Annotated in this window: 26 protein-coding genes; 12 read left to right on the forward strand and 14 right to left on the reverse strand. The window is 32.3% G+C overall.

From position 1 onward, the window contains the following. Nucleotides 1–32 precede the first annotated feature (32 nt). The 3 genes from ACXAHM_RS21710 to thrC form a co-directional block, all read right to left on the reverse strand. The gene (locus tag ACXAHM_RS21710; protein ID WP_474964774.1) at nucleotides 33–425 is read right to left on the reverse strand and encodes a DUF3302 domain-containing protein; all 393 of its coding nucleotides are present in this window, start codon (nucleotides 423–425) and stop codon (nucleotides 33–35) included. A gap of 447 nt (nucleotides 426–872) precedes the next feature. After that, nucleotides 873–1,826 (reverse strand): helix-turn-helix domain-containing protein, encoded by a 954-nt coding sequence (locus ACXAHM_RS21715; RefSeq protein WP_474964778.1) that lies wholly within the window; start codon nucleotides 1,824–1,826, stop codon nucleotides 873–875. Between the two features lie 161 nt (nucleotides 1,827–1,987). Then, nucleotides 1,988–3,307: a threonine synthase gene (gene thrC / locus ACXAHM_RS21720; RefSeq protein ID WP_474964782.1), complete on the reverse strand. Its 1,320-nt coding sequence runs from the start codon at nucleotides 3,305–3,307 to the stop codon at nucleotides 1,988–1,990. Nucleotides 3,308–3,527: 220 nt separating this feature from the next. Between thrC and ACXAHM_RS21725 the strand changes: the two genes are divergently transcribed. Continuing rightward, nucleotides 3,528–5,753 (forward strand): caspase family protein, encoded by a 2,226-nt coding sequence (locus ACXAHM_RS21725; RefSeq protein ID WP_474964785.1) that lies wholly within the window; start codon nucleotides 3,528–3,530, stop codon nucleotides 5,751–5,753. A gap of 19 nt (nucleotides 5,754–5,772) precedes the next feature. Then, entirely contained in the window at nucleotides 5,773–6,354 is a 582-nt protein-coding gene (locus ACXAHM_RS21730) for a Crp/Fnr family transcriptional regulator (RefSeq protein WP_474964788.1), read from the forward strand. Nucleotides 6,355–6,395: 41 nt separating this feature from the next. Here ACXAHM_RS21730 and ACXAHM_RS21735 read toward each other — a convergent pair whose 3' ends face one another. Together ACXAHM_RS21735 and ACXAHM_RS21740 are read right to left on the reverse strand one after the other, a co-directional pair. Then, entirely contained in the window at nucleotides 6,396–7,415 is a 1,020-nt protein-coding gene (locus tag ACXAHM_RS21735; protein WP_474964792.1) for a hypothetical protein, read from the reverse strand. Nucleotides 7,416–7,457: 42 nt separating this feature from the next. Then, nucleotides 7,458–8,015: a transporter gene (locus ACXAHM_RS21740; protein ID WP_474964795.1), complete on the reverse strand. Its 558-nt coding sequence runs from the start codon at nucleotides 8,013–8,015 to the stop codon at nucleotides 7,458–7,460. 266 nt (nucleotides 8,016–8,281) lie between these two features. Here ACXAHM_RS21740 and ACXAHM_RS21745 point away from each other — a divergent pair, with 266 nt between their 5' ends. Then, the gene (locus ACXAHM_RS21745; protein ID WP_474964800.1) at nucleotides 8,282–8,698 is read left to right on the forward strand and encodes a YybH family protein; all 417 of its coding nucleotides are present in this window, start codon (nucleotides 8,282–8,284) and stop codon (nucleotides 8,696–8,698) included. Between the two features lie 58 nt (nucleotides 8,699–8,756). On the opposite strand, the gene ACXAHM_RS21750 is transcribed toward ACXAHM_RS21745, so the two are convergent. The 4 genes from ACXAHM_RS21750 to ACXAHM_RS21765 all read right to left on the reverse strand — a co-directional run bounded on the left by ACXAHM_RS21750 (nucleotide 8,757) and on the right by ACXAHM_RS21765 (nucleotide 12,213). Continuing rightward, nucleotides 8,757–9,668: a Kelch repeat-containing protein gene (locus ACXAHM_RS21750; protein WP_474964804.1), complete on the reverse strand. Its 912-nt coding sequence runs from the start codon at nucleotides 9,666–9,668 to the stop codon at nucleotides 8,757–8,759. A 172-nt stretch (nucleotides 9,669–9,840) separates the two neighbouring features. After that, entirely contained in the window at nucleotides 9,841–10,239 is a 399-nt protein-coding gene (locus ACXAHM_RS21755; protein ID WP_474964807.1) for a nucleoside 2-deoxyribosyltransferase, read from the reverse strand. Between the two features lie 113 nt (nucleotides 10,240–10,352). Continuing rightward, entirely contained in the window at nucleotides 10,353–11,537 is a 1,185-nt protein-coding gene (gene trpB, locus ACXAHM_RS21760; RefSeq protein WP_474964810.1) for a tryptophan synthase subunit beta, read from the reverse strand. Nucleotides 11,538–11,541: 4 nt separating this feature from the next. Continuing rightward, complete coding sequence (locus ACXAHM_RS21765) at nucleotides 11,542–12,213, reverse strand: phosphoribosylanthranilate isomerase (RefSeq protein WP_474964812.1); 672 nt, start codon at nucleotides 12,211–12,213, stop codon at nucleotides 11,542–11,544. Nucleotides 12,214–12,248: 35 nt separating this feature from the next. Between ACXAHM_RS21765 and ACXAHM_RS21770 the strand changes: the two genes are divergently transcribed. Together ACXAHM_RS21770 and ACXAHM_RS21775 are read left to right on the forward strand one after the other, a co-directional pair. After that, nucleotides 12,249–12,974, forward strand: coding sequence for a hypothetical protein (locus ACXAHM_RS21770; RefSeq protein ID WP_474964814.1), 726 nt, complete (start codon nucleotides 12,249–12,251; stop codon nucleotides 12,972–12,974). 39 nt (nucleotides 12,975–13,013) lie between these two features. After that, nucleotides 13,014–13,412, forward strand: a complete 399-nt coding sequence (locus ACXAHM_RS21775) for a hypothetical protein (protein WP_474964816.1) — start codon at nucleotides 13,014–13,016, stop codon at nucleotides 13,410–13,412. Here the strand turns inward: ACXAHM_RS21775 and trpC are convergent, their stop codons facing one another. From trpC to ACXAHM_RS21795, 4 genes are read right to left on the reverse strand one after another with little or no spacing between them, the layout of a single operon-like run. Next, nucleotides 13,413–14,195 carry an indole-3-glycerol phosphate synthase TrpC gene (trpC, locus tag ACXAHM_RS21780; protein WP_474964818.1) on the reverse strand — a complete coding sequence of 261 codons (783 nt, stop codon included), beginning with the start codon at nucleotides 14,193–14,195 and terminating at the stop codon, nucleotides 13,413–13,415. It lies immediately after the preceding gene. Between the two features lie 20 nt (nucleotides 14,196–14,215). Further along, nucleotides 14,216–15,202 carry an anthranilate phosphoribosyltransferase gene (trpD, locus tag ACXAHM_RS21785; RefSeq protein WP_474964822.1) on the reverse strand — a complete coding sequence of 329 codons (987 nt, stop codon included), beginning with the start codon at nucleotides 15,200–15,202 and terminating at the stop codon, nucleotides 14,216–14,218. A gap of 18 nt (nucleotides 15,203–15,220) precedes the next feature. Further along, nucleotides 15,221–15,787: an anthranilate synthase component II gene (locus ACXAHM_RS21790; protein ID WP_474964826.1), complete on the reverse strand. Its 567-nt coding sequence runs from the start codon at nucleotides 15,785–15,787 to the stop codon at nucleotides 15,221–15,223. A 27-nt stretch (nucleotides 15,788–15,814) separates the two neighbouring features. After that, nucleotides 15,815–17,221: an anthranilate synthase component I family protein gene (locus tag ACXAHM_RS21795; RefSeq protein WP_474964830.1), complete on the reverse strand. Its 1,407-nt coding sequence runs from the start codon at nucleotides 17,219–17,221 to the stop codon at nucleotides 15,815–15,817. A 399-nt stretch (nucleotides 17,222–17,620) separates the two neighbouring features. Here ACXAHM_RS21795 and ACXAHM_RS21800 point away from each other — a divergent pair, with 399 nt between their 5' ends. Genes ACXAHM_RS21800 through ACXAHM_RS21810 form a run of 3 tightly spaced genes read left to right on the forward strand, consistent with a single transcriptional unit; the run spans nucleotide 17,621 to nucleotide 19,981 of the window. Further along, nucleotides 17,621–18,262, forward strand: coding sequence for an ATP-binding cassette domain-containing protein (locus tag ACXAHM_RS21800; RefSeq protein WP_474964833.1), 642 nt, complete (start codon nucleotides 17,621–17,623; stop codon nucleotides 18,260–18,262). Nucleotide 18,263: 1 nt separating this feature from the next. Beyond that, complete coding sequence (locus ACXAHM_RS21805; RefSeq protein WP_474964838.1) at nucleotides 18,264–19,535, forward strand: ABC transporter permease; 1,272 nt, start codon at nucleotides 18,264–18,266, stop codon at nucleotides 19,533–19,535. Between the two features lie 2 nt (nucleotides 19,536–19,537). Next, nucleotides 19,538–19,981 (forward strand): hypothetical protein, encoded by a 444-nt coding sequence (locus ACXAHM_RS21810; RefSeq protein ID WP_474964840.1) that lies wholly within the window; start codon nucleotides 19,538–19,540, stop codon nucleotides 19,979–19,981. 16 nt (nucleotides 19,982–19,997) lie between these two features. Here ACXAHM_RS21810 and ACXAHM_RS21815 read toward each other — a convergent pair whose 3' ends face one another. Further along, nucleotides 19,998–20,468, reverse strand: a complete 471-nt coding sequence (locus tag ACXAHM_RS21815) for a MerC domain-containing protein (protein ID WP_474964842.1) — start codon at nucleotides 20,466–20,468, stop codon at nucleotides 19,998–20,000. Nucleotides 20,469–20,645: 177 nt separating this feature from the next. On the opposite strand from ACXAHM_RS21815, the gene ACXAHM_RS21820 reads away from it, so the two are divergent. From ACXAHM_RS21820 to ACXAHM_RS21835, 4 genes are read left to right on the forward strand one after another with little or no spacing between them, the layout of a single operon-like run. Next, nucleotides 20,646–21,866, forward strand: a complete 1,221-nt coding sequence (locus tag ACXAHM_RS21820; protein WP_474964844.1) for an aminotransferase class V-fold PLP-dependent enzyme — start codon at nucleotides 20,646–20,648, stop codon at nucleotides 21,864–21,866. A gap of 15 nt (nucleotides 21,867–21,881) precedes the next feature. Then, on the forward strand, nucleotides 21,882–22,319 hold the full coding sequence (locus tag ACXAHM_RS21825) for a SufE family protein (protein ID WP_474964848.1): 438 nt from the start codon (nucleotides 21,882–21,884) through the stop codon (nucleotides 22,317–22,319). Between the two features lie 19 nt (nucleotides 22,320–22,338). Further along, nucleotides 22,339–22,656 (forward strand): iron-sulfur cluster assembly protein, encoded by a 318-nt coding sequence (locus ACXAHM_RS21830; RefSeq protein WP_474964851.1) that lies wholly within the window; start codon nucleotides 22,339–22,341, stop codon nucleotides 22,654–22,656. A gap of 35 nt (nucleotides 22,657–22,691) precedes the next feature. Next, nucleotides 22,692–23,108 (forward strand): BrxA/BrxB family bacilliredoxin, encoded by a 417-nt coding sequence (locus ACXAHM_RS21835; RefSeq protein ID WP_474964855.1) that lies wholly within the window; start codon nucleotides 22,692–22,694, stop codon nucleotides 23,106–23,108. Nucleotides 23,109–23,141 lie beyond the last annotated feature (33 nt).

Consider the following 23,141-nt stretch of genomic DNA (forward strand, 5'->3'; position numbering starts at 1 on the left):
GATTTTTAAGATTTTGAGGAAAATGAGGGAAATTAGGCTGTTTGTTTTTCTTCTTCTTCTTCAGAAGAATCTGTATTTGCTCCGAAAGCTTGTTGTTCAGTCACATGAATTTGGTGAGGATTAGAATAAGCCCAGATTAATGCTACTGGCCAAAGCATTCCTCCCATCACTAAAGAAAGCAAACACATCATGTGAATGGAGTCTGCTTGCGGATGATTTCTCCTTTTTGCAATTTCTTCTGGAATAATATGAATTTTCCAAAATACGATAGCTCCAACCACTGGAACGACACATATTACAACCCAAGTCATAATATCTGCGACTGTATTCACTTTTTCAGGGCTAATCATCGCTGATGCATTTTGTGGAATTGTCAACAAAATGTACATCATAAAAACAATAGATAAAGTAAGTTTCTTTTTCATTTCAAATAATATTTTAATCAAGTATCAATCGAATTTGATTGTATTAAGTAGAATGATGTATGGAAGTCAAACTTCCATGACTAAAGTAGCTCAACATCTTTTTGAAGGTTTATCGTAATTGTTTTTATCTACAAAAATGCGATGAGCAACAAAAGTGTTTAATAGATTAAACAAACAGCTGAAACCGTGTTATTTAATTATTAATACGTCAAATATAGTTTATGGTTTAACAATAATATTATTTGAATATTCATTTATAATTATGCGATTGTTCATTTAAATATTATTCACACTTAAACAAAGTTATTAATGATTGATATCATTGTAACAACTGTAAAAGTGTGACATTCATCATATTTCTATTGAGGAAGATATAATAATTAGAACTTAATATGAATATTTACTTTTACGCGAAAAATGAGAATTTTTAGATAAAAAAAGGTTTATTTATAGCATTCCTCTATCAAATCCTTTCCTAAATTGGACTGGAGTTACACCAAATTCTTTTTTAAACCGATTTGTAAAATGAGGAATAGAATGATAGCCCACTCTGACAGAAATTTCAGATATTGGTAAATTTGTCGTTAGTAAAAGTGATTTTGCTTTAGATAATCGTAGGAATTTTATGTAATCATACATAGAGTGATTAAAGTAGGACTTAAACAAATTATGCAGTTTAGTTTTCGAATAACCAATCTTTCTACACAGCATTTCTATTGTTATTTCCTTCTCTAAGTTCTCTTTGATATATACTTCTAAATCATCTAGTTCTGTTTGAATTTCTTCTGAAAAGGAATGCTTATTTGCATTATCTTTTGACTTCTGCAATTGATGAATAATATCAGCAACAATAATCAATACTAAGCCTTTATAAACAGGTTTTTTAATTTCATCTGGATATTCAGTAAACATCAATTCTTCCAATGAACGTTGATGTTTTAAAGAGTATGATTGTTTCGCAAAAAAAGAACGAGGAGTTTTTAGACCTACATCAACATTGGGGAATTTTTGAATAAAATCTTTATAATTTCTTTTCAACCAAGAAAAATCAACAATAATCTGCGTATACATTCGAGGGAAATTTTCTGAAAACCTACTGATGATTGTAGAGTTATCAGAATAGATCAGTACCTGTTTTTCATCTACCAAAATTTCCTTAGGATGTTCTACAATTACAGTTCCTTCCGGATAGCCTTGGTAAGAAAAGTTTATGACAAGTGCCTGCTTTTCTTTGTTTGCTTGTTCTTTAAAAAGTATCTCTTGTTTTAAAGTAAAACTCACATGACGAACATCCACTCCTTCTTCGATTGGGTAAGCATTAAAATTTCCTTTCCCAAATTCATTATCAAATGCGAAGCTATTTTCTCCCTCTTCCAAAGGAGCCTTTAAAAATTTAGCCAATGTTGAAAGCCATGTATTTTTATCTGAAACTTCAATTAACACAATGATAAAAGATATAGTGAATGATTTACTAATAAAGTAAAAAAGGTGAAAAGTAATTATAATAACTACCTTTCACCTTTATATATTTTAAGATTGCAGTATTAAACTACAATTCTATATTAAACTAATTCAGTTTCTGCTAACAGATATTGTTTGAAAATCTTGAAATCAGCAGGCATTAATGTTGCCTCTTTCGGTCTTTCAATAATCTCTTGTAAACGTTGAGGAATTTCAATCTTTTTATTGATCACTGGTTCCACAATTTCCACAAATTTCACCGGATGAGCAGTTGATAAGAAAACACCTGCCGTTTTCTTGTTTGTATCCTCATCTTTCATATATGTTTCTAATGCTTTATATGCAATCGCCGTATGCGGGCACATTACATATTCTGTCGCATCATAAACCTCTTTCATCGTTTCTCTAGTTTCTTCGTCTGTATAATAAGCACCTGAAACTTTCTTAGTCAACTTCTCAAAAGAGTTTCCTGTCAATTCTAATAGACGCGGAAAGTTAGAGGGGTTACCTACATCCATTGCATTTGAAATTGTAGCAATAGAAGGTTTAGGTTGGAAAACCTCAGTTTTAAAATAAACAGGAACTACTTTATTGGCATTAGTTGCTGCAATAAATTGCTCCACCTTAAGACCCATTCTATTTGCGATCAATCCTCCACAAAGGTTACCAAAGTTTCCACTTGGAGTACAGAAAACTACTTTTTTGAATCCTTCTCTCTTTAATTGAGCAAAAGCATTGAAATAGTAGAATGACTGAGGAATTAATCGGCTAATATTGATTGAATTTGCCGAAGTAAGGTTTAATGCCTCACTTAATTCCTGATCCAAAAATGCTTCTTTTACCAAACGTTGGCAATCATCAAACGTTCCTTCAATCTCAACAGCTTTGATGTTTCCACCATTTGTAGTTAACTGTTGTTCTTGAATAGGACTCACTTTTCCTTTAGGATAAAGAATAGTCACTTGAATACCTTCCACTCCAAAGAAACCTTGTGCTACAGCACTACCTGTATCACCTGAAGTAGCTACTAAGATGTGTAATTTTTCTCCTTTATCTAAGAAATAAGACATAAGGCGAGCCATAAATCTCGCTCCAAAATCTTTAAATGCTAAAGTTGGACCATGGAATAATTCGAGAGCATAAATTTGATCTACTACTTTTACGATAGGTGCATCAAAATTTACCGCATCATTTACAATCTTACGAATTTCTTCCGTAGGAACGTCTTCTCCTAATAAAGCATTGGTCACTTCAAAAGCAATTTCCTGAAATGATAAATTCTCAATATTATCGAAGAATTCTTGTGGTAACTTCGCAATTTTTTCGGGCATATAAAGACCATTGTCTTCTGGTAAACCCTTGAAGAGTGCTTTCTTTAAGCTAGCTTCTTCAGCCTGTTGTTTAGTACTGTAGTAGATCATCTTACTTCTGCTTTTCTCGCTTCACATTGATATATCCGTAAAAGATAATCGTGTTTTATTAAAAATATTATAAGCAAATATAGTGATTTAATAAAATATTTCAATGAATTAAGGTATTTACCTGCTTTTTTCTAAAATATTGATTCTAATTTTTGTGATATAATTTGTTATTTTTGAGATATCATACAACCTCAACATTTATTGTTGTATTTATTGATTTATGAAAAAGAACCTACTACTGTTAGTATTAGTCACTGCATTTTTTAGCTCTAGTGTCTATGCAAAGAAAATTGCCCTTGTTATTGGAATCGACAAATATATACCCAATACTCCTACAAACTCTACCGTTACTTGGAGAAATTTGAATGGTGCTGTAAGGGATGCAAATGCTATTTCAAATGTATTACAGTGTAAGTATCAGTTTGATATTATAAAAAAGTTAGATACTCCTGAGACCACAACGACTAATAGCCTTAAAGAAGCTTTCAAGTGGCTTGAGAAAAATACTGATCCTAATGATATCGTTTTCTTTTACTATGCCGGCCATGGTTCACAAGTAGAAAACAGTAAACATTTTGAAGCAGATAAAACTCAAGAATGCATTGTACCTTCAGATGCTTATAAAGGAACTCAAAATTATATTCTTGATACAGAATTAAATGCTTTTTTCTTAGCACTCACTGATAAAAAAGCAGTTGTCACTGCAATTTTTGATAGTTGTCATAGTGGGTCTGTAAGTAGAAATGCACTTACTCCTGACACTCCTGTGTCTAGAAGTTTGAATCATAAGTTTCCAGATAGAAATACAACAGTTGAAAAAACAATTCCTCCTTCTACTAGAGGTGCATTGATCATTTCTGCTGCACAAAATAATGAAACAGCTGACGAAACAGTTAATCTAGAAGGGCTCCCACAAGGTGCATTTACGGATGCTTTCTTACAAGCTATTAATGCCTCTCCTTCAGTAGAAAATGTAGCAACACTTGAGAAGAGAATTCGTTCTCTATTGAGATACGATGGAAAAGTTCAAACGCCTACATTTGAAGGGCAAGAAGATCGAATGAATAAAACTTTATTTGGTGCTAATGCTAACTCTTCTGAAAACCCATTATTATTTGTAGAAAAAATTAATGCAACTACTGGAGAAGTAAAATTATTGGGAGGAGCTGCACTAAATATTACGAAAGGCTCAACTATTAAAGATGAAAAAGGAAACACACTTGAAATTTCATCATTGGATGGCATGACTTATTCTTATGCAAAGCTATCTTCTGGCGATTTAAAGTCTTTAAAAGAAGGAGATATATTTGAAGTTAAAGTTTTAGCACATGCTAGTCGTGCAAATTTAGTAGTTTATGTACCTCAGAGTAAACTAAGTGATCAGGAGCTTTTGGAAATTGGAAAAGAATTAAGCAGTATTTCTTCTTTTCAACTCGTTAAACCATGGGAAAAAGGTACGCATACTTTAGCCTACAACCCGAGTACTTCTCAATGGGTAGTATCAAATACTTGTGGACAAAATAAAATACTCTCTAGTCCTTCTTCAAAAGAAGTGAGTAATGCAGTGTCAAGTCTAAAATGTGAAGGTGATTCTGAAGTAAAATTATTAGTTAACCTTCCATTGTCTACTTCTCAATTTCAAGCTATAAATGGAAAACTAGATGGTTCTGCAACAAAATTAGCAACATCAAGTATGGGGTCAACCTATATATTAAGTGGTTTTTATGAAGGTGGAAATTTGAAATATGCTTGGACACACCAATCTGCAAACTCAAATACATCTGACATCAAAACCCTCCCTACTTTTGCTGATCCTGTAAATTTAGATAGTCAGTCTTTTACTTTTACATTAACAGACCAAGCACAAAAAATTGGTGCTATTAAAAAATGGATGACATTAAAATCACCAGCTAGTATGGCATTTCCTTTTAAATTATGTTTAGAGGATTTAGATAATGGAAATATCATAGAAGAAGGGAAAATCTATGAAGGACAAAATATGCGTTTAGCTTTCAAAAAAGACCCTGCCCTTTACGATAGATGGAAAAAAAGAAATATGTTCCTATATGTATTTATGATCAATGACGCTGGAGCAATGCAACTTCTCCTTCCTTATAACTTCTCAGACAATAAATCTGATAATATCTTAGAAGGATATGAAAAAGATATTGTACCGGTCAATCTTGAAGGAAATTTTATTGAATTCACTGTAGAGGGTACTGGTATTGACAAAATGTTTGTCTTAGCATCAGAAGAGGCAATTCCAAATCCCGAACAATTATTCAATATAAATGGTGTACGTTCTACTCGTTCTGCTGCAGATAGTAACCCATTAGTCAACTTGTTGAATAGTATAAATTCAAATACTAGAGGATTAACGACTAAACCCAGAAAAGTAAAATCTGTTTGGAGTATCAGTTCCACAACATTTGAAAGTTGTTTATAAACTTAAGCTTTAAAAAGGTATGGTAGATAAAATCATTTCTTATTTTACTAATATCCTTCCTTTGACCGAAGAGGAAATTGCCTTCATCACTAAAATTTCTGAAGTAAAAAAACTTAGGAGGAGACAATATTTATCACAAAGCGGTGATATTGTTACCCATATGAATTTTGTGGTAGAAGGTGCATTAAAAATGTATTATGTAGATCAGGAAGGTAAAGAACATAATATGCAATTTGCTGTTGAGAATCATTGGATTAATGACATCAAAAGTATGCATAAAAATGAACCTTCTAGGCTAGAAATTGAGGCTTTAGATGCTACCACTGTGATTCGTTTGAGTTTAGAAAACTTAAAAGTACTTTTTGTAGAACACCCTAAATTCAATAGAATTTTTAGAGTTCTTATAGAAAATGCTTATATGAGTTTACAGGATCGAATATTAGATAATATAAGTAGTAGTGCTCAAGAGAGGTATATTAATTTTACTGAAAAACACCCTTACCTACTCCAACGAATTTCAAATGTTCAAATTGCTTCTTACTTAGGTATTACTCCTGAGTTTTTAAGTAAAATCAGAAAAGAACTTTCAAGTAAAAAATAAGGGTGTCATCTCCAAAATGATACCCTCTTCATTACATTAATTTATTTCTTTTTAATTCCGAACCGATAATTAACCCCTGTCATCAAGAACTTACTATAATCCGAAACCCCGTACTCACCTCTAATCATCCATGATTCATTGATTTCAAAATTACCACCAAATTGGAAAGTCCATTTTTTAATTAAATCTTTTTTGATAGTATATGAAATAGGTAAATCAGTAATCTTGTCATAAGGCGTATCGGATAAGGCATCTTCGACTTGACCTTCCACTCGATCAATAATTCGTTTTTGTGCAGGAGTAAGTCCATTGTACCATTCCTCATATTTCCCTTCTAAACCAGGTAAAGCTTCTCCTAATGTTACACTTCCATCATTACCTTCATGATTCACAAAGTTTCTATACATAGCACCGATGTAAAAGGCTAATTTAGAGCCTCTTTTGAAATGAAACCTTCTTCCAAATCTATAAGAAGAAGTAACAACACCTACATTTTGATCTAATAGTTCACTTGAAGATGATGATAAGTTTACATCTGCACTTATAAAAAACTTCTTAAACCCATAAACTAAAGTAGCTCCACCACCTGCTGTTAATGCGTTAAATTCAACATTGGAGCTAAATTCAGGAAATTTTTCTCCTCCAAAATTGGGTTGTAAAGCTACTTCTGTTCCACCTCTTGAATAAGAGATGAGCCCATAAACATTTAGGAAGGGAAGTATAAACATATCCAATCGGAAATTACCTCCATGAGCATAAGCTCTTGTTTTTTTAAACCCTAAAGTTTCTTCATTCAAAATACTGGTAAGATCAACTCCACCGATTCCCATTTTAAATTCAGAAATATCTAAATACATTTCATTGTAAACATAGTTCAATCCTAAACCAATAGGTCTTGGAAACTTATATCCTCTATCGGTTACTTTTTGCCCCCAAATAGGTAATCTATAAGGATAGATTTCTTTTTGGTCGTTTAGAGTTGCTGTTGAATCTCCTCCTTCTTGCCCGAAAATTGATAATGGTAATAGAAAGAGTAATAAATAGATTAATATATTTTTCATTTTTAAAATAGTTCTAGAATAGACAGTAGAGTAAACTTAAATTTAAAAGGCTTTTCCAACACCTACACTAAAAGATAGTGTATTATAGTAACCATTTTTAATATCATAAAAGACACCAAATGGTATAGCCCAATCTTTTCCTAAATCAATACTTACCTCAGTGCCAACACGATACACTGCTAAATGTTCATGCTTTTCAAATTCTACACCACCTCCGGCAAATAATACCCAATTTGGGATCAATTCATAAGTAACAACACCACACAAGATCAATGCATTTTCTCTCTCTAAATCTTCTTCATGTGGTATGAGATAATGTCCTAGTTCATAATCAATCATCACACCTACTTCAAATTTTGGTTTAAATCGATAGAAGTAATCAAATCCTATCCCAGGTACAAAATGTCCTTTATGATCAAGATTATCCATGCCCGAGCCTTCAGGAATATAAGTCTCAGCAAAAGTCACTGAAATATAATGTCGATTTTTAATTTTTTCTTTCACTTTCGTTGGTCCTACTTCTTCTTGGGCAAAACTATTCTGAGAAAAAGATAGAAGAAGAACAAAAAGTAATTTTACAGTATTGATACAATACCTCATTCTTGATTTGGGCTAATAGTAATTGGTTAATAAGCTTTTAGACTATTAAAATACACACTTTATAAGTAATAATTTAATATACACCTGTATTGTGAAACTTATTCTACTCTTAATCTAGTTTAAGATTTTTTCTTGTTATTCTTTATAAGTAAACCCTACCAAAACCTGCCACCTTTGTGATGTAATCAAAACGAAATAATTCACACTAAACAGAGAATACAATGAAATCTTTAAATAAAATTTTATTCATTTTAATAATTACAATCATGAACACAGCAGCAGTAAATGCAGGTACTAAACCAGCAAATGAAAAAGAAGAAGTAATTTCTTTATTAAAAACTTATGAAACAGCATTAAACGCTGGAGACACTAAGACAATTGTTACCTTATATACAGAGGATGGGATTTTTTATCCAACAACTTTTCCAACAGCGACAGGAAGTGAAGAACTTGCAATATCATATGATAATGTATTTGCAGCAATTCAACTTACAGTAGTTTTCGATATTGAGGAAGTTGTTGTGAAAGATGATTATGCATTTGCAAGAACTCAATCACATGGTAAAACACTTATTCATGCAAATGGACAGACTGTTGAAGAAGCAAACCGTGAACTTTTTATTCTAAAAAAAGTAAATGGTGAATGGAAAATCGACAGATACATGTTCAATAAATCAAAATAATAAAAAAGGCCGATTATATTAAAGTATAATCGGCCTTCTTCATAATTTATCAATTTCTTTACATTCCTAACTTTTGAACATTATTCAAAGCTGGTGATTTCTTGTCTACAATACCTCCGAATACGATTAATTCATTGTTTACATAAGCACAACCTCCATAAAGGTTTGCTTTAATGTTTGAATTATATTCGATATAAATTTTATTAATAGGATCAAAAGAAGCTAAAAAGTTGTTTTCATTCGCATTTCCTACAATCCAAATTTTCCCATCAATTACTGTAGTTGCATGTCCCGATACATCCACAGGAAGGTCAAAAACATGACTCCATCTCTTTGAAGAAATATCGTAAACATCTACACTATTAGATGCTTTTTCTTGATTATACCCACCAATGATATATAATTTTCCATCTATTATCTCCCCACGTGTTGATTTTTCTTCAGGCATACCAGGAAGTTGTTCCCATGATTTTTCTATTGGATCATAACTCCATAAATTCTTTGAAAACTTAGATTCATCAAAAGCTCCTCCAAAAACATATATTTTTCCTCCCCAAACTGCAGAACCACAACTATACACTGGCTCAGGCATAGCTTTTCCTTTCATCATTTTTTGAGATTTGATATCATAGATATCTACATTGCTATGTAGTTTAGAAGTCTTATATCTTCCACCAATAATAAATAATTTATCTTCAGTAAGTGCCAAAGTAGAAAAACGTAACGAAGGAGTTTTCTTAGAAATCACTTCCCACTTATTCTCTTTTACATCATATCTTTCAAGAGTTGAAATTGGAGTATTATTAGTTGAAATACCGCTAGACACGTAGACATAGTTGGCATCTTTCTCATAACCAAAAGCATATCTAGGTGATAATAAATTTTGCTGTTCTTTAAAATCAAGTACTTGACCTTTTGGGGAAGAAATACTATTGTCGTTTGTATAAGCAAGTTGTGCTACAGAAAACAATGAGGAAAAGAGGCAGTATATTAAAAAAAAGAGCTGTTTGTTCATGCAACTTGAATTTTGATTTTCATTAAAAATAGATTAATTCTATTATTATATCAAAGTACTTTCTATGTTTTCTTATAAAAAGAAATAAAAAACCACCTACTAACTAATGGTAAAAAGTGGTTTTTTATTATACCTTTTGAAAGGTTTCAGCTAATAATACCTTAATTTCTTCCAAAGTTTCATATTTATAAGTTGATATTTCTTGACATCCAGAAATCATTGCAGATGTTTTTTCACTACGATGGAAACAAAAAATTGGCTTCTTCATTTCTAAACCTCTTCCTATTTCATAGCCAACTCCCAATGATGGAACCGTTACTTCTGCAATAATTATATCTGATGCTGTTAACCAAGCCATATCTTGGTCATGAATCTGAACATCTGTAATGTCTTCTTCTTGTAGATTCATTTGTCCAATATGTTCCGTTAAAACCTCTCCATATTGTTTTAGTTCCTCAATTATTTGTGCATAAAGATCTGCATCCTCTCTTCCTCCTCGAATTGAGCCTGAAAAATATATTTTCATCTGATTTTTATTTAAAAATACTAAAAAGGTAAATGTAAATTTTAATCTTATACAAAAAAAGCTCATGCAATGATTAATGTATTACATGAGCTTCATATTGAATCAATGAGTGATTAATAATTCCCCCATTTTATGTATGTTTCTAAATCTTTATCTCCTCTACCAGATAGATTTATCACAACTACATCATCTTCTTTGAAATCAATTTTTCCTAGTGCTGCAAATGCATGAGCAGATTCTACAGCAGGAATAATACCTTCCATTCGCGAAAGTTCAACACCCGCAGTCATTGCTTCATCATCTGTAACATATTTGAATTGTGCTCTACCCGAATCAAATAAGAAAGCATGAATTGGACCTATTCCAGGATAATCTAAACCTGCAGAGATAGAATAAGGTTCTACTACTTGACCATCTGCCGTTTGCATCAATATTGTTTTAGAACCGTGTAAAACACCAGGAGTTCCTAATGCTGTTGTTGCTGCGGATTCACCTGATTCTACACCATGCCCTGCAGCTTCAACAGCTACAAGATTAACATCTAATTCATCTAAATAATGGAAAAATGCACCTGCTGCATTACTACCTCCACCAACACAAGCAATTACATAATCAGGATTTTCTTTTCCTTCTTTTTCTTTAAGCTGCCATTTCATTTCTTCTGAAATTACAGATTGAAATTTAGCAACCATATCAGGATAAGGATGTGGACCTACAACTGAACCAATGATATAATGTGTATCATTTGGGTTATTGATCCAATGACGCATCGCTTCGTTAGTTGCATCTTTCAAAGTCTTAGACCCACTAGTTGCAGGAATAACTTCTGCACCTAACAAACGCATACGTTCTACATTAGGGCGTTGACGAGCAATGTCTATTTCACCCATGTAAACAATACACTCCAATCCCATCAATGCACAAACAGTTGCAGTTGCCACACCATGTTGACCTGCTCCTGTTTCAGCAATAATCTTCTGTTTTCCCAAACGCTTAGCTAAAAGTATTTGACCAATTGTATTATTTACTTTGTGAGCACCTGTATGATTTAGGTCTTCTCTTTTTAAATATATTTTTGCTCCATATTTCTCTGATAATTTCTTAGCATGATATAATGGAGTAGGTCTACCAACATAATCTTTTAATAAACCATCAAATTCTTCTTTAAATTTAGGATCGGCAATCATTGCCTCATAATTATCCTTCAATTCTTTAACATTTGGATAAAGCATCTCTGGGATATATGCTCCTCCAAATTGGCCATAATAGCCATTCTGATCTGGTTCTTGATATGTCATAGTACTATTTATTTTTATCGTTGATGGTATTAACCCAATCGCTTAATTCTGTTAGCATTGCAATATCTTTCATTGCTGGCTCAATTTCAAACTTACTGTTCACATCTATACCTTTAAATGGTAAATCTTCCAAAAATGTAAGATCTTTTATGTTTTCTAGAGAAACACCTCCACTCAAAAAGAAAGGTTTTGTTGAGTTATATTGTTTTAGTACTCCCCAATCAAAAGTTTTACCTGTTCCTCCATGTTGTTTACTTTTTGTATCAAATAAAAAAGCATCCACAAAAGGTTCGTACGGAATCAAAACTGAAAAGTCAAATTCATCTTTAATACCAAATACTTTAAACACTTCCAATCCTTTCTCTTTTAATATCTGAGCTTCTGCTGGGGTCTCTTTACCATGTAATTGGATAACATCAAAGTGATATTTCTCAGCTGCTGCTAAAATATTAGCTGTTGTTTCATTGACAAAAACTCCAACTCTTTTGACGGAGTTATTCCATTTATTAGTCAGAAAAGAAACATCTTCTTTTTCGATATAGCGACTAGAAGGCGAGTACATAATAAAGCCTAAATAATCAGGTTTCAATGTTAAAACATCTGAAATATTTTGAGGATTTCTCATTCCACAAACTTTCCAGTTGACACTCTTAGTATTTTGTTTGTCTGTACTCATAATAAACCTATTTTCTATTCTAACACTCTTTAATTATGAAAATCAATTTTTTGATCACTCTCTTTCTTTTTATTAATTTCTACAGTAACGCTCAAACATTTGAAAATTTCAAAGGAGATAAAGTTTTAACTGTTGATAATACGAACTTCAAAGTCATTGGTAATGCTGAATTCACAAACAAGAATGTAAAAATCGAAGGAGATACTATATTTTTTGATGCCTCTAAAAAAACACTCTTGGTATCATCTTCTTCAAATTATATCTTGATGACACAAAACCCAACAGAAAAAAAATCAAAGGTGATTAATTTCTATCTTTCTTCATTAACCTATCTCATTGAAAATAATTCTGTTGAATATCCTAAGGGGATTAATACAGTTTTAAAAGAAAACTCTGAATTTGAAATAAGTATTTATCTAAATGATCAACAATCAGATAAAAAACAAAAGAAAGCTGATCTATTAGAATATTCTGCTACATCTGTTACCTTTCAATCAAACAATCAAGAAATGCATTTGGATGGAAATGTCTTATATCAAAATAATGACATTATTATTTCTAGTGATAACCTTATCTGTAATTTAAAAGACCAAACTATCACTATTAAAGCATCTGATGTTACACCAACTGTTTTGATTAATAGAAGTCAAAAGTTTAAAGTAGATAATAAACTTAAGATAACTACCTTACAAGAAAATCAATTGATTCTTAAGGAAGACTGTCTATACGATATCAATTCAAAAGAACTATTATCGAAATAATTATAGAAAGAAGTATATATAAAATTGTATCTTTATAGTATGAGATCAGTAGCATATATACTTCTTTTTGTTTCTTTCCTTTTTAGCTGTAATCAACAATTTTATGATCGTGAAAGATCACTCGAATACAGTGCTGATAATGCTTTTATCAACCAATCAAAACATCTTTTATGTCTAAGAGGAAATGCATTTTTCAAAGACCCATCAATAGAAATTAATGCTGATTCTATAGATATACATCACAAAACTGGAAGAGTCATTGTTTATGGAACAGAAAACTCTCCTTCTGAAATATATTGTAAACAAAGCAACATCAAAGTTCTTGGTAAATACCAAATGACAGGTGCTAAAGAAAAGTTTTACAGAGATTTTGATTACTACCCTCAGATCAACCGTATTCGATTTAGATCAGAGGGTAATAAATGGAAATTATTCTGACTATAACTGTTTCATAAAATCCATTGCTGCTTGAGCTGGATTTTCTGTCTTCATGAAGTTTTCACCAATTAAAAATCCCTGGTAACCATACTTCTTCAGTTCTTTGATATTTTCAATATTACTGATCCCACTCTCAGAAACTTTCACAAATTCGTTAGGTATCATATCTGCCAATCTCTTTGAGTTTTCAATACTTACCTCAAAAGTTTTCAAGTTTCTATTGTTCACTCCTACCAAATCCATTTTATCACAAACATGAGCTTCCAATTCTTGCTCATCGTGTACTTCTAAAAGAATTTGCATACCTAAATTTCTCGCAACAGTAGCATACTCCTTACTTTCCTCAGGAGTTAAGCATGAAGCAATTAATAATATAAAATCTGCTCCAATTGATTTAGCCTCTATAATTTGATATTCATCAACTATGAAATCTTTTCTAATTATAGGCACAGGAGAAACTGATCTTGCTGCTAATAAATCATCGACCGTACCTCCAAAAAATTCTTGATCTGTAAGAACAGACATTGCAGAAGCACCTGCTTTATAATATCCTTCTGCAACATCAGAAACTTTTGCTGTCCCATTGATTAATCCTTTAGAGGGAGACTGCCTTTTAAATTCAGCAATGATACCTGTTCTATTTGGACTTGTAATCCATGATTTGGCAGAAACAGGCTCTTTATCAAAAAGAGGTCTTCCTTCTAAATCCTGAACAGTTAAAATCTCTTTTCTTGCTGCTACTTCAATTTTTTTATGTGCAACAATTTTATCTAGAATTGTCATTTTCTATTTAATTTTTCTCCTTAGGAATTAATCAATTTCTTAAATGCATTGAATGCCGCTCCTGATTCTAAAGATTCTTTAGCTTGAGCAACACCTTCTTCTAATGCTAAACCTTTTCCTGTTGCAATGGCTACACCGGCATTTGCTAAAACAGCTTCTTTTTGTGGTTCAGTTCCTTTATTTTCTAGAACATCAGTAAAAATCTTTGCAGACTCAGCTATTGTTCCTCCACCAAATAAAGATTCTTTCGTTTGATAATGGAGCCCTAAATCTTCAGGCTTCAATAAACGTTCACTTTCTTTCGTGATAATTTTAAATGGTGAAGTCAAAGAAATCTCATCATACACATCCAATGAATGAAGAATAGCAAATTTCTTATCTGTTTGTTGATATAAGTAACCATACAAACGAGCAATTTCTAAACTGAAGACTCCTACAATTTGCTTCTTTGGAAAAGATGGATTTACCATTGGCCCTAACATATTAAAGAATGTCTTCACTCCTAATTCTCTACGAATAGGTGCAACATTTTTCATTGCTGGATGGAATAACGGGGCATGAATAAAACAAATCCCTGCCTCTTCTAAATTTCTTTTTAATGTATCAATGTCATTGGTAAAATTATATCCAAAATGAGCCATTAAATTTGATGATCCACAAATAGAAGAAACTCCATTATTACCATGTTTTGCTACATTTTGCCCTGCACCTGCTACAATAAATGATGATAACGTAGAAATATTGAAAGTATCTTGACCATCTCCCCCAGTACCACAAAGGTCCATAGCGTCAAAATCATCTAAATCTATTCTTAAACACAACTCTAACATTGCATCTCTGAATCCAGTCAATTCTTCCACAGTAATACTTCTCATGGAGTAAACTGTCAAAAATGCTGCGATCTGACTTGGGTTAAACTCCCCTTGTGCTAGTTGTGTGAGTGTCTCTTTTGCTTCTTGTTCAGAAAGAGACCCATATTCAAACAGTCGGTTTAGTATTTTTTTCATTCTAATCTATTCTAATTGTTAGCCTTGAATCCAGTTTTTGAGAATATCCATACCATGTTCTGTCAATACTGATTCTGGATGGAATTGTACTCCTTGTACATCATATTTTTGATGTTGAACTGCCATGACGAATCCTTTTTCATCACGCGCTGTCACTTTTAATGGAGAACCTGCTAGACTATCTGACTGAATTACCCATGAATGATAATGACCAATCTTAAAAGTATTGGGTAACCCTTGGAATAATCGAGCATCAGGAGTTACTACTTGAGCATTATCTTGAACTCCATGAAGTGGATAGTTATTTTCTAATGTTGCTCCAAAAGCTTCACCAATTGCTTGGTGTCCTAAACAAACACCTAATATACTTTTTGTCGTACCGTATGTTTTAATTACTTCAGGCATAATTCCAGCTTCCGAAGGAATACCTGGACCTGGAGAAAGTAGTATTTTATCATATTTACCTACCTCTTCTAAAGTAATTTTATCATTTCTGTATATATCTACCGTTTGTCCCAATTCTCTTAGGTAGTGCACTAAGTTGTAGACAAACGAATCATAATTATCTAGAACAAGAATTTTCATAGCCTTCTTCAAATTTTCTTCCCTTAATTAAAGTTCTTCAGCCATATCCAATGCTTTACGCAAAGCAGCTAATTTATTGTGTACTTCCTGTAACTCACTTTCTTCAGAAGATTGAGCGACAACACCCGCACCTGCACGATAATGTAATTGATTATCTAAACTCAAGAAGGAACGAATCATGATAGCATGGTTAAAGTCTCCATCGAAACTCATAAAACCGATTGCTCCACCATAAAAACTTCTTCTTACGTTTTCATATTTATCAATCAATTCCATTGCCTTATACTTAGGTGAACCTGATAATGTACCTGCAGGGAATGTATCAGCAACTACTCTCAAAGGATCAGTGCCTTCCGTCAATTGACCATTTACCTTAGATACTAAATGAATCAAATGAGAATAGTATTGGATTTCTTTGAATACTTCTACTTCAACATTATCTCCATTTCTACTCAAATCATTCCTCGCTAAATCAACAAGCATTACATGTTCTGAGTTCTCTTTTGGATCATCATATAATTTTTGAGCAATTTCAGCATCTTGTTTATCATTACCTGTACGTTTAAAAGTACCTGCAATAGGATGAATTGTTGCTTGTTTATCTTTAATAATAATTTGAGCTTCTGGAGATGAACCAAAAATCTTATATGTACCGTAATCAAAATAGAATAGATAAGGTGAAGGATTAATCGATCTTAATGCTCTATAAACATTAAATTCATCACCCTGAAAATGTTGTTGATAACGTCTTGATAAAACAATTTGGAATACATCACCTCTAAAACAATGATCCTTACCTTTTTTCAAAACTTCTAAGAATTCCTCATCCGTAAAGTTTGTTGTTTCTTCTCCAGATCTTGAAAAATGATACGCTGGGAAATTCTTACTTTTTATTAAAGCTTTAATTTCTTCAATATTACTTTCAGTACCTTCTCCTTCAGGGATATGTTCAAAAATATGTAACTCATTTTTAAAATGATTAATCGCAATTACATATCTAAAAGCTTGGTATCTAATCTGAGGAATATTTGTATCTGTCTTACTATCATCAAAAGTAATTTCCTCAAAAGATTGTACAGCATCATACGTCATGTATCCAAATAAACCATGTGAAGGAAATTTCTTTGCTCTTCCTGATTTATATTCAAAAGATTTTGAGAAAGTAGATAGTTCAGTTAATGCTTCTGCGTGACTAGTTAATTCTTTTTTAATTTCATCCTGATTAGGATATTGAACTCTCAATAATTTATCCTGAACAGAAAATTCTGCAACAGGCTCACAACAAATAAATGAATAACTGTTGTCAGCTCCATGGTAATCTGAACTTTCCAATAATAAACTATTCGCAAATCTATCTCTCACTCTAAGATAGATGCTCACTGGCGTCACTGTATCAGCCAATAGTTCTGCATGTGTATTAATAAATCGATACATAATATATGACGTATAATCTTGATTGTAAGCAAATAAAAAGTAAAAAAAAAGCTCACTGAGTGAACAGCGAGCCTTTTATATATATCTTAAAATAAAGCCAATACGCAACAGTCCACTCAATTTGATTTAACTGAGTGCCACCACCATGACTTTACAATATTTTTTACTGAATTTTTCATTACGAGATAAAACTATGAATTAAGAATGATATTCACAATTAAATTAATGTTTTTATAAATTTTCACTCTAAAATTAAAAGAAAATATATCTAACACGTTCTTTTTCTATGAATTAAGAAAAAACTTACATCACTAATGTTTTCATATTTAACATAGTATTAAGCTTTTTACTATTAATAGTCTTTCATCATTACTATTTTTACAGCAAAGTATAAACATAATGATACAAACTACTCAACTAAATTACACCTATCCTAAAGGTAGTAGTATTACATTTCCTGACTTTTCAATTTCAGCTGGTAATGAACTTTTGATTCTAGGACCTTCAGGATGTGGAAAAACCACATTATTGCACTTATTAGGTGGTTTATTACCAAGTACTTCTGGATCTGTTAAAATAAATAATAAAAATATTTCAGACTTTAAAGGGAGTGAAATGGATCGCTTTAGAGGTGAAAATATTGGTATTATTTTTCAAAAACCACACTTTGCTCAGGCACTTTCTGTGGGTGAAAATATGGCATTTGCTCAACAAGCAGCTGGAAATAAAATTGATAAGAATAGAATTAAATACCTTCTAGAAAAATTAGGTATTGTAAAGCATATCAATAGGCTTCCCAAAAAAATGAGTGAGGGAGAAAAGCAAAGATTATCTGTAGCAATGGCATTAATTAATAAACCTGCCTTACTTTTAGCAGACGAACCAACGGCAAGTCTTGACGACTATCATGCTATGGAGGTGATCAAATTACTAAAAGGAATAGCTCGTGAAGAATATACTGCTTTAGTAATTGTCACTCACGATAGTCGTTTAAAAGATCAATTCAAAGAACAAACATTGACACTATCAAGTCTATCTTAGCATGAATATATTCAAATTTGCCTGGAAAAACCTTTGGTATAAGCCATTAAGTACGCTGCTAAACCTAACACTTTTTGCCTTTGGAGTAAGTATTATATCTGCTCTTCTGTTGGCTCAAGATTATTTTGAATCTACTTTAGAAAAAAATAAAGCTGGTATTGGAATGGTTGTAGGAGCTAAAGGAAGTCCTTTACAATTAATCCTCTGTGCAATTTATCAAGTAGATACTCCCACAGGAAATATTCCTCTCAGTGAGGCAATGCGTTTAAAAAAACATCCACTTGTTGCAAAAGCTATACCCCAATCATTAGGAGATAGTTATAAAGGTTATCGAATTGTAGGTACAACGCATGAATATGTAGATATTTACAAAGCCGAAATAAATGAAGGTAAACTATGGAATGAGAAAGGAACTTTAGAAGTTACTTTAGGTGCCAATGTTGCTAGAAAATTAAATTTAAAAATTGGCGATGATTTTCATAGTTCACATGGAATGGGTGAAGGTGGACATGATCATGATGAAGAACATTTCATTGTTGTTGGTATATTAAAAAATACGGGCACCGTCATTGACAATCTTCTTTTAACTAGTTTAAATTCTATTTGGGATGTACATGCTCATGCTCCTAAAAGTAAAGTAAGCTTTGGAAATTTATCTAAAGATAAAAAGCATGAAAAAGAAGATCATGATCATGAAAATGAGGAAGAACATGAACATCACGAAGAGGAGGAAAAAGAAATAACAACAATGTTGATTAAATTCAGAAACCCTATGGGGGCGATTACACTTCCTAGAATGGTCAATGAACAAACATCAATGCAAGCAGCTAGTCCTGCTTATGAAACTGCTAGACTTCTAAGTTTGGTTGGTGATGTCATTTTAGCATTAAAATACCTAGCTGTTGCCATCATTTTTGTATCTGGTCTAAGTATCTTTATTTCTCTTTATAATTCACTTAAGGAAAGGAAATATGAGTTAGCTTACCTAAGATCTCTAGGTTCAAAACAATCATATATTTTTGGTCTTCTTCTAATTGAAGGTTTATTATGTGCTTTGGTTGGTTATATTATCGGTATTTCAATTAGTCATATTGGAATATATGCTGCTAGTTCATCAGTAGAAGCTTTGCAAACCTTAAATATCCAAGGTTTATCTTTTACGATCGGTGAAGTCTATTTATTTATGGGTACAATGACAATTGGTTTAATTGCCTCTATAGTCCCAGCAATTCAAGCTGCTAAAACAAACATATCACAAGCTTTATCAGAATAAAAATGAAAAAAATATTTATAACATTATTGATCCTATTTATTTCCAATTTTGGGTATTCTCAAAGTAACGCTGAAGATGTATGGAAAACTTTAGGAAACGTCGAAATGAAAACATACATGGATGAGACGTTAGGGTTCGAAGTCTCTGAACCTATTTTTGGAGGCGAAGTTGAAATGATTGATGGATCCATGATCACAATAAGCGGATATATACTTCCTGTTGATAGTGAAGATGGTACAAGTATTCTTTCTTATATGGCTTTTGCCAATTGTTTTTTCTGTGGAAATGCAGGGCCTGAAACGGTAATGGAATTAGATACTCCTAAGAAGCAAAATCTTGTCAACAAGAAAGTTGTTGTAAAAGGAAGATTGGAATTGAATAGAGATGACTTTTACAGTCTTATTTATAGATTAAAAAATACTGAAATAGTAGAAGTACTAAATTAGTATGATGATTTTTAAACTAACATGTACAAGCTTGGCTTTGCTTTGTATGTGTTAGTTTAAGATTAATTAAATGGCTGATAATTAAACCTAAAGATGCACCGTAAGATAAAATAGCTAACCAAAGTGGTTCATATCCTACATATTTAATTAACATACTAACAGCATATAGAACATAAAACAACCACATCCCTGTTTTCAAGTACTCTGAATATGTCTTTCTAGCGGCAAAAAATACTGCCAAGCCACTTATCAGAATCATTGAAATATCTAAATATCCCCACATATCTAATGTATGTGTATGATGTTCATGCTCGTCAACATGAGAAACAGCAGAACTAATCACAATAATTCCTGAAGTAAGAATACAGTGGATTAAGCAGAATAAAGATCCTGTAAAACCAATTTGGTCTGCATATTTAGCAATATGTTGTTTCGCCGTTTTAATCATGTCACAAAATAAATAGTTACGACTTGAAAATGCAAACATGTTGCAAGTAACATTTTGTTGCAAAAAGATAATATGTCTTAAATATCAACAATTGTTCATATAAACATCTTTTTTTACAATTATTTGATATGTATTTCTTAAGAAACTTGAACAAGACGAACTTTTATACAAAATTGCGTCTTTATTAGAGTAGATTCATTCTAAATAAGAAATAAAATGATTGATGTAGAACAACTTCGCAAAGAATTTCCCATTCTAAGTACTGAGGTAAATGGACATCCACTAGTATATTTTGACAATGCTGCAACGAACCAAAAACCGAAAGTTGTAATTGATGCTTTGAACGAATACTATGACGGATATAATTCAAATGTACATAGAGGAGCGCATGCTTTAGCTGATAAAGCTACTCAAGCTTTTGAAGAAACACGTACTTTACTTCAAGAGTTCATTAATGCAGGAAAGTCTGAAGAAGTTATATTCACTAAAGGTACAACTGAAGGAATCAATTTAGTAGCACAAACTTATGGTCGCATGGTGCTATCTGAAGGAGATATCATCCTTGTATCTACATTAGAACATCATTCAAACATTGTTCCTTGGCAATTAATAGCAGAAGAAAAAGGTGCAACTGTTAAAGCAATTCCTGTTTCAGAGAAAGGTGAGATCATGTTAGATGAATATGAGAACATGTTATCTGAAAAAGTGAAAATAGTTGCAGTAAACCATGCTTCAAATGCGTTAGGAACTATAAACCCTGTTGAATTCATTATTGAAAAAGCTCACAATTTCAATGCTAAAGTACTCATAGATGGAGCACAATCAGCTGCACATTTAGCAGTTGATGTTCAAGCTATGAATTGTGATTTTTTTGTTTCATCAGCGCATAAAATGTTTGGTCCTACCGGTATGGGTTTCCTTTACGGTAAAGAAGAACTTTTAAATGCTATGCCTCCTTTCCTAGGTGGTGGTGAAATGATTAAAGAAGTTTCTTTTGATGGAACTACGTTCAATGAATTACCATATAAATTTGAAGCAGGTACGCCAAATATTGCTGATACTATTGCATTTGGTGTAGCCATTAAATTTATAAATGAATGGGGTAAAGAAAATTTTGCTACTCATGAAGCTGCATTATTGGATTACGCAACTGAAAAACTTAAAAAAGAAGTACCAACAGCTAAAATATACGGAGAAGCTCAAAACAAAGTAAGTGTACTATCGTTTGTTATTGAAAATATTCATAATTACGATGTAGGAATGATGTTAGATGCAAGAGGGATTGCTGTAAGAACTGGACATCACTGTACACAACCTTTAATGGCAAGATATGGCCTTGAAGGAACTGTTAGAGCATCATTCTCAGCCTACAATACGTTTGAAGAGGTAGATAAATTTATAGAGGGGTTAGTACGTATCGTAAAAATGTTTGGTTAACAAATAGACAAAATTATGGCAGTAGTGACAAAAAATATAGAAGAAATTCAAAACGAAATTATTGATGAATTCGATCTTCTTGATGGAGATAGAGAATCAACAATATTTTACATTATGGAGTTAGGTCAAGATTTACCTCCAATTGATGATTCTGCAATGGTTGATGAAAATCTTATCAAAGGTTGTCAGTCTAAGGTATGGCTTACGACAGATTTTGTAGATGGTAATGTAATTTTCAAAGCAGATAGTAATACTGATATCACAAAAGGTCTTATCAGCTTATTAATTCGTGTCTTGAGTAATAGAACTCCTAAAGAAATCATCAATGCTGACTTATTTTTCTTTGACAAAATCGGTATGAACGGAGTAATTGGTTCTCAGCGTTCAAATGGTTTTGCTTCAATGATTAAACAAATGAAATTCTATGCTTTAGCTTATAGTGCTAAAAACTAGTTTATAAAAATTTACTACAGTGGATAATACAGAGATTTTAAAAGAAAAAATCGTCGATGCTATCAAGACGGTTTATGATCCAGAAATTCCAGTTGATGTTTTCGAACTAGGATTAATCTATGATATCAATATCATACCACCACTTAATAAAGTGCACGTGCTCATGACACTTACTACACCTTCATGTCCTTCTGCAGAACAAATACCAGGAGAAATTGAGCAAGTAGTAAAAAATGTAGAGGAAGTAAGCGAAGTTGAAATCGAATTAACTTTCGAGCCTCCTTACACTACAGACATGATGTCTGAAGAAGCTAAATTAGAACTTGGCTTTTTATAATAAATAGAAAACGAAAAATTTAATTTATATATAATATGTATCCTGAACATTTAACAACTCCTATGAAATTGGAGTTAACAGACAACGGTTTTACAGATTTAACAACAGCATCTCAAGTAGAGGAATCTTTAGCAAAAGAAGGTACTACTCTTTTAGTAATCAACTCTGTTTGTGGTTGTGCTGCTGGTACTTGTAGACCAGGTGTGTTACACTCACTTCAAGCTTCTGCTAAAAAACCTTCTCAGTTAGCAACAGTATTTGCTGGAGTTGATGCTGAAGCAGTTGCTAAAGCAAGAGAATTAATGTTACCTTACCCTCCTTCTTCTCCATCTATTGCTTTATTCAAAGATGGTGAATTGGTTCACTTCATTGAAAGACACCATATCGAAGGACGTTCTGCTGAAATGATTTCAGAACACCTAGTAGCGGTTTATGATGAGTTTGTTGACTAAGTCAATTCTCATTTTGATAAAAAAAATAGCCCT

It is taken from the genome of Flammeovirga sp. AWQ4_249, assembly GCF_056161045.1.